The 6,916-nt window shown below is 40.5% G+C and carries 11 protein-coding genes; 7 read left to right on the top strand and 4 right to left on the bottom strand.

Going from position 1 to position 6,916, the window contains the following annotated elements; translation table 11 throughout:
• The 5 genes from AC1DVK_RS04695 to AC1DVK_RS04675 all read left to right on the top strand — a co-directional run.
• Nucleotides 1-668, top strand: a 668-nt coding sequence (locus AC1DVK_RS04695) for a DUF1189 domain-containing protein (protein WP_477625949.1), incomplete at its 5' end; no start/stop codon positions are given.
• 184 nt (nt 669-852) lie between these two features.
• Nucleotides 853-1,008, top strand: coding sequence for a hypothetical protein (locus AC1DVK_RS04690; RefSeq protein ID WP_176431774.1), 156 nt, complete (start codon nt 853-855; stop codon nt 1,006-1,008).
• A 79-nt stretch (nt 1,009-1,087) separates the two neighbouring features.
• A complete protein-coding gene (locus AC1DVK_RS04685; RefSeq protein ID WP_061464076.1) occupies nt 1,088-1,420 on the top strand; it encodes a LysM domain-containing protein in 333 nt (110 codons plus the stop codon).
• Nucleotides 1,421-1,633: 213 nt separating this feature from the next.
• Nucleotides 1,634-2,746, top strand: coding sequence for a flavodoxin-dependent (E)-4-hydroxy-3-methylbut-2-enyl-diphosphate synthase (gene ispG, locus AC1DVK_RS04680; RefSeq protein WP_289321200.1), 1,113 nt, complete (start codon nt 1,634-1,636; stop codon nt 2,744-2,746).
• 60 nt (nt 2,747-2,806) lie between these two features.
• Entirely contained in the window at nt 2,807-2,950 is a 144-nt protein-coding gene (locus tag AC1DVK_RS04675) for a hypothetical protein (protein WP_477625948.1), read from the top strand.
• Between the two features lie 82 nt (nt 2,951-3,032).
• Here the strand turns inward: AC1DVK_RS04675 and AC1DVK_RS04670 are convergent, their stop codons facing one another.
• The gene (locus AC1DVK_RS04670; RefSeq protein WP_477625947.1) at nt 3,033-3,506 is read right to left on the bottom strand and encodes a DUF4190 domain-containing protein; all 474 of its coding nucleotides are present in this window, start codon (nt 3,504-3,506) and stop codon (nt 3,033-3,035) included.
• A 167-nt stretch (nt 3,507-3,673) separates the two neighbouring features.
• Between AC1DVK_RS04670 and AC1DVK_RS04665 the strand changes: the two genes are divergently transcribed.
• Nucleotides 3,674-4,258: a 5' nucleotidase, NT5C type gene (locus tag AC1DVK_RS04665; RefSeq protein WP_410864203.1), complete on the top strand. Its 585-nt coding sequence runs from the start codon at nt 3,674-3,676 to the stop codon at nt 4,256-4,258.
• Between the two features lie 47 nt (nt 4,259-4,305).
• Here the strand turns inward: AC1DVK_RS04665 and AC1DVK_RS04660 are convergent, their stop codons facing one another.
• Genes AC1DVK_RS04660 through AC1DVK_RS04650 form a run of 3 tightly spaced genes read right to left on the bottom strand, consistent with a single transcriptional unit; the run spans nt 4,306 to nt 6,357 of the window.
• Entirely contained in the window at nt 4,306-4,722 is a 417-nt protein-coding gene (locus AC1DVK_RS04660; RefSeq protein WP_061464080.1) for a Fur family transcriptional regulator, read from the bottom strand.
• Between the two features lie 15 nt (nt 4,723-4,737).
• Entirely contained in the window at nt 4,738-5,571 is an 834-nt protein-coding gene (locus AC1DVK_RS04655; RefSeq protein ID WP_061464081.1) for a metal ABC transporter permease, read from the bottom strand.
• A gap of 21 nt (nt 5,572-5,592) precedes the next feature.
• Nucleotides 5,593-6,357, bottom strand: a complete 765-nt coding sequence (locus tag AC1DVK_RS04650) for a metal ABC transporter ATP-binding protein (protein WP_250211687.1) — start codon at nt 6,355-6,357, stop codon at nt 5,593-5,595.
• Nucleotides 6,358-6,571: 214 nt separating this feature from the next.
• On the opposite strand from AC1DVK_RS04650, the gene AC1DVK_RS04645 reads away from it, so the two are divergent.
• Entirely contained in the window at nt 6,572-6,832 is a 261-nt protein-coding gene (locus AC1DVK_RS04645) for a DUF2624 family protein (RefSeq protein ID WP_061464083.1), read from the top strand.
• The last annotated feature ends 84 nt before the right edge of the window (nt 6,833-6,916 follow it).

Raw genomic sequence — 6,916 nt, 5'->3', positions numbered from 1 at the left:
TTATAAGTCTCATTGCCTTTCTCCCTTCAGCTTTTTATTTCGGTACAATGGTAGTTGACGGGATAGATGCCATGAATGAAACAGTATCTGAAGACTTACCTGCATTTGAAATCAAAAATGGCACGTTGACGACTGAAGAAGGTGAACCATTTAGCCTGAATAAAAACGGATATCAAATTTTTGTAGATGGTACGGGGACATTGACCCCGGAAGAAGTAGCTGCAAAAGCTGATGAGGCTGTCGCCCTTTTAAAGTCTGATCTGGTGTTCGTATCTGGCGGCAACGTGCAATCCACTCCATATTCACTTCTGGAAGGAGATAATCAGGAAATATCCACTTGGCTTGAGTCAGTTGAATCTGTGCTACCGATCATCCTTCCACTGCTACTACTTATATTATACCTGTTTACTGCTAGCGGAATCTTCATTAAAGTGACAATCCTTGCCGCTTTTGGACTTCTTTTCAAAAATGCCCTTGGCCGTTCGCTTTCCTATAGGCATCTATGGAGAATTGGTGCATATAGCATTACACTTGCCACCATATTCTTCACCATCATGGATGCTTTTAAAGCAACGGTTCCATTCGCTTCAATCATTAGCTGGTTTGTGACATTGATAATGTTATACTTATCCATTAAAGAAACAGCTGCTAATAAAATCCCAGATTGACCTTAAACAGCAAAAAGACCCGGAACCCATCTGTTCTGTTCCGGGTCTTTTTGCTTTTGCAGGTTCTCCATGCCTTCCCGCATATGAATACAGTCATATTTTTTCATATCTTCTTAATTCGACAAAATACTCACCAAGTCATTCTTATACTTAATGTTGAAATAGTATTTAAGAGGTGATAGACGTGAAGGAGAGTAATATTGATGTACAAGGGCTGGTACTCATAGTGCAGGCAAGAGAAATTGGTCTGACCCCAAAGGAAACTAACATTCATTCAAATAATAAGGATTTAAATCAACTGAAAAAGAAAAATGGAATGACCCTCCCACATCCCATTTGAAAAACTGCCCATTTTTAGGCATATTTTTAGATTCTTACAAGTATAAATGAAATAAAGACAAGCTTGGGAGGATGGAAAATTGAAACGGCTACTGCTTTTTATCTCATTCTGTTTCACTTTATTTATTATTTATTTCGATTTGACTACGGGTACCCTGCCGCCTTCCCATCCACCGGCCACTACAGGCCAGCCGACCGTCCCGGCCAGTAAGCCTGCATCCGCACCATCTGCCGCTTATAAAGAAATCACCATGAAACCCGGGGATACCTTACTCTCCATCATTGAAACGGAAAAAGTCGGATCTAATCAGCCAATCGAAACGATCATTTCTGACTTTCAAAGTTTGAATGAAGGATTGAAGCCCGAAAATATGCAGATTGGCAAAACATATAAGATTCCCGTTTATAAATAACCTCTAAATGGGGATCTGCGGACTCCCAAGCACCATTAAAAGGGATTTCTAAGCATCGAATATATCCAGTAATGGGGAATTTTCCTTGTTGAAAAAAGATAATGCGACCTATTTCCTTGTCAAGCGGTATGTACATTGATACAATATTTCAGAGAAACAAATTAAAAATCAAAACTGATTTTTTCCTAAAGGAGAGAATTCCACTTGAGTGAAATCATACATCGCACCAAGACGCGGCCAATTAAAGTCGGAAACTTAACGATTGGCGGCAATAATGAAGTTATAGTACAAAGCATGACAACTACAAAAACACATGATGTTGAAGCGACAGTTGCAGAGATCCTTCGTCTTGAAGAGGCGGGATGTCAAATCGTACGTGTCGCCTGTCCGGATGAAAGGGCAGCTGATGCAATCCCCGAGATAAAAAAACGGATAAACATCCCACTTGTAGTCGATATTCATTTCGATTATAAACTCGCTCTTAAGGCAATTGAAGGCGGAGCGGATAAAATCAGGATAAACCCTGGTAACATCGGACGCCGTGAAAAGGTAGAAGCTGTCGTGAAAGCTGCGAAGGCTAAAGGAATTCCAATCCGCATCGGGGTAAATGCTGGTTCTCTCGAGAAGAAGATCCTCGATAAATACGGATACCCCACTGCCGATGGCATGGTTGAAAGTGCTTTACACCATATCAAGATCCTGGAAGATCACGATTTCCATGACATCATCGTTTCCATGAAAGCTTCTGATGTGAATTTAGCCATCGAAGCATATGAAAAAGCTTCTAAAGCATTCGATTACCCTTTACATCTGGGAATCACGGAATCAGGTACACTGTTCTCAGGAACCGTAAAAAGTGCTGCCGGACTAGGTGCCATCCTAAGTCAAGGTATTGGAAGCACGATGCGTGTTTCCTTAAGTGCCGATCCTGTCGAAGAGGTGAAGGTGGCAAGGGAGCTCCTAAAAGTATTTGGCCTTGCTTCTAACATGGCCACATTAATTTCCTGCCCTACTTGCGGTCGGATCGAGATTGATTTGATCTCTATCGCCAATGAGGTTGAAGAGTACATCCAGACGGTTAAAGCACCAATCAAGGTATCAGTGCTTGGTTGTGCGGTAAACGGTCCTGGGGAAGCCCGTGAGGCTGATATCGGCATAGCTGGGGCTCGCGGTGAAGGTTTGCTGTTTAGAAAAGGTCAGATTGTACGTAAAGTGCCTGAAGAGACGATGGTCGAGGAACTGAAAAAGGAAATTGACAAAATCGCTGAAGAGTACTATGAAAAACAAAGAGCCGAAGCTGCTGCTGCCGCTTTACAAAATAAATAAAAAAAAATCCCGATTTTTCATTATCGGGATTTTTTTTATTGGCTCTTTTCGTAAAAATTGTTGTTTTTAAAACGAAACTATTTAAGGTTGATTGGAGCGGAAGTGCGAGACTCCTGCGGGAGCAGCRGGACAGGTGAGACCCCACAGGCGCGTTTACGCCGAGAGGCTCACCGCCCGCCCCTGGACTCACTACCTGGTAAATAGCAACAAAGTATGTGAAAACAGCCTTTTTATTTAAAAACCCTTTGATGCATTTTAAGAAATGACATCAAAGGGTTTCAAATTGTTAAAAGAATGGCAGGATGAATATGCCAACGATGATGGAGATTGCACCTATTACTATGGCCCAAGTACCCAAGTTTGATCCCCTGCTTCTGGCCACTATCCCTACAATTATACCCACAACCCCTAAAATGAACGGCATCATGAATAACGATAAAATGGAGATGATCAAAGCTATGACACCAATAGCCTGTCCTCTTGAAGCAACATTCCCAGAATCATCAGCCTTAGTTGACTCATTATTCTTATAGTCCCTGATTCGCGGTGGTGTTGAAATTTCTGCAGACGTTTCTTCATTATACTGGTTATCCATATTATTGGTAATGGTCMCACGACTTTCATACCGCCTGTCATCTGCAGGTGTATCTTCATTATAATATCGCTCATGATGCTGATCATCCACAACAACGGATGGCTCACTGCCCTTTTTAGTCAATTGCATCTCATCGTCAATACTGGAGTATTGATCTTTTTCCATTGGTGAATCCCTCACTTTCGTTTATGGAGCATTTATAGTGTATGTAAAAAGTGATGGAATCCATCGTGAAATGGTTTCATGTCTTGGAAATAAATAAGGGTTTTTACCAAAGCTATCTTGGTATATGTTACACTATTACAAGTATTGAATATGAGGAGAGATTCATCATGAAAAAACGATTTGGCATCGATATAGATGGAACTGTTACGAGACCTGATTCCATGGTCCCTTTTTTAAATAATGCTTTTCAGCTGAATTTAGCATATGAAGACATAACGGAGTATGACTTATTCCCATTCGTTAATGTTCCAAAAGAAGATTTCACTAAATGGTTCATTGAAACCGAGCCAATCATCTATTCCGAATCTTTATTGGCTGAGGGAGCAAAGGATGTATTGGAAAAATGGACAGAACAGGCTAACTTATATTTCATCAGTGCCCGGAGCAACCGTTTATTGGATATAACGAAGAATTGGTTCACGAGCAACGAAGTCCTATATGATCATATCGAGCTTGTAGGATCACACGATAAAGTTGCTGCAGCCAAGAAATTTGAAGTCGATCTCTTTTTAGAGGACAAGCACGATAATGCAGTGGCCATTTCGGAAGAGTGTAAAATACCCGTGATTTTATTTAATACCCCTTACAACCAAGATCCTGTGCCTGAAAGGGTGATCCGGGTCAACAATTGGCAAGAAGCATCTGTCTGGGTGAATAATTGGATGTCAGGGCAACCGGCAACTATAAAGTGAGTGAAACAAGAAAAACCATTGACAGAGTGTCAATGGTTTTTATGTTTCTAAGATGCACTGCATGCAGGACATCTTCCGTATATTTCAAATTTATGTCCTGAAACATCGTAGTCCTTCAAGCTTTCCTGAAGTTCCTGCATCGGACACAATTCGATTTCTTTCGTTTTTCCACAATTCAAACAGATAAAGTGGTGATGATGGGAAGAATGGCCGCATGTAAATCGAAAATGCTTTTCCCCTTCCAACTCCGTCGCTTCAAAGATGCCTAATTCGACAAATAAGGAAAGATTCCGGTAAATCGTATCAAAACTTAACCCTGGATAGTCTTTTTTCATATTCTCCAATACATCTTTTGCCGTTAAATATTTATCGCTGGAAGAGAAAAGCTGAAGCATTTCTTCCCTCTTTCCTGTATGTTTAAAACCTTTATCTTTTAATAATTGCATGGCAGTAGTTACGTTCAAAAAACATCACCCCATCTATCGATTTTTCCACTTATCAAACAAAATTGACAAGATGAGAATTAGCACAGCTATTATTACAATGGTCCCGCCAGGAGCGAGATCAAGGTTGTATGATAAAAATAATCCGCCTATGACGGATACTTCACCGAATATTACCGAAAAAACAATCATCTGCTTAAAGCCCTTAGCGAAACGGAGACTGGCTGCTACCGGGAGCGTCATGAGCGAAGAAACCAGTAATATGCCAATGATTTTCATGGAAGCGGCAATGACCAATGCGACCATGACAATAAAAATAAAATGAATCGCTTTATAAGGTATTCCCGACGCTTTTGCATGCTCTTCATCAAATGATAACAGAAATAATTCTTTATACAATAGGGTGAGCATTAATGCAACGACTATCCCCACTGCCAATATGACATATAAGTCAGCCCGGCTGACGGCGCTGACACTGCCGAATAAATAACCATATAAATCCGTATTGAAACCATTTGCAATGGATATGAAAATGACACTAAGACCCATGCCGCCGGACATTATGATCGGGATTGCAAGCTCTTGGTAATGCTTGTACACCCCTCTTAATTTTTCAATGAATAATGAACCACCTACAGAAAACGCCATTCCTATATAAAGTGGATTCAATCCTGCTAGAGATAGAAAGCTCTTCTGAAGCAATAAACTAAACGCTATACCAGCAAGCGCTACATGACTGAGAGCATCGGAAATCATCGACATCCGCCTTACCACGACAAAAACGCCCACTAATGGCGCAATCGCTCCGATGATGATTCCGGTCAAGAATGCGTTCTGCAAAAATTCAAATTGCAATATCCCCGATATCATTGGGCTATCCTCCAAAACATATTAATGATTATGATTTAATAATTGGACCCCATGTCCATAAATGGATGAAAGCTCGCTTTCATTCAACTCATTATATTCACAGGCATCCCCGTGAAAATGAAGTTTTTTATTTAAGCAGGCGACATGTGTGACTTTATCCGTCACAGTACCAACATCATGGGTTACTAAAATCAGTGTTATTCCTAATTTTTTATTCAGCATCTCAAGCATTTCATAAAATTGGTGGACGTTCTTTGAATCAACGCCAACCGTGGGCTCATCCAATATCATCAATTCCGGCTCGCTGACCAGTGAACGGGCAATGAATACCCTCTGCTGCTGCCCTCCGGACAATTCTCCGATATTGCGGTTCTGATATTCAAGCATGTCCACGGATTCCAAAGCTTTCTTCACCTTTTGCTTATCCTCTTTGACTGCAAACTTGAATAAACCGATTTTTTTGGTCAAACCGCTTTGAACCACTTCAAATACAGTGGCAGGGAATCCTGAGTTGAAGGAGTTTGCCTTTTGGGAAACGAACCCTACCTTTTGCCAATCTTTAAAGCGTCTTATGTCTTCCCCGAATATTTCAATTTTTCCCTTTTGGAGCTTGAACAGACCAAGCAGCAATTTCAAAAGGGTTGACTTACCGGATCCATTCGGCCCAACGATAGCTAAGAAGGCCCCTCTAGGAATTTCAAGCGAAACATGTTCCAGCACTAGATCTTTTGTATATTTGTAAGATATATCTTCTAATTTAATTATGGGGTTTACTACATTATCCAAAGAGATCACCTTTTTTTTAAGAATCATTACGATTAACAATCGTTAGTATAAATCAAAGAAGTCCAGATGTAAAGAATCCGGTCCCCTGAACAAGTGTCCATCCGCCCTGAACCATCAAAAAACGTTAGCTGAACCAAATTCCCGTAAATCAAACAAACTTTCATGTTCACATACGTCTGCTTCCTTCATATGTTTTAACAAAGGAGGAGATCGTTTGAAATTATTTGAAATGATGGTCAATCATAAAATCAACAGTATTCGCCCTGATGAACTGCTTTCCCTTGCTAAGCAGCATGGGGTTGCACTCACCCAAAAACAAGCACAGGATATCACTGCACTTCTAGCAGGTAAAAAAATCAACATTTTTGATATACGTCAAAGACAGAACGTACTGGGTCAAATTACAAAAGTTGCCGGAGCAGGAACAGCCAGGGAAATAGAATCCCTCTTTAACAACCTTACTTCCACCTTTTAAGCCTACTTCCTGACAGACTTTGAATGAGTATACTTAAACTAAATGTAAAATGAAAGGACGATTCATCGAAATATAGATGAATCG

The organism is Peribacillus sp. P4_B1, from assembly GCF_056402395.1.
Note: the sequence above shows the minus strand (reverse complement) of the source record. Positions and strands in the feature narration are given on the sequence as shown.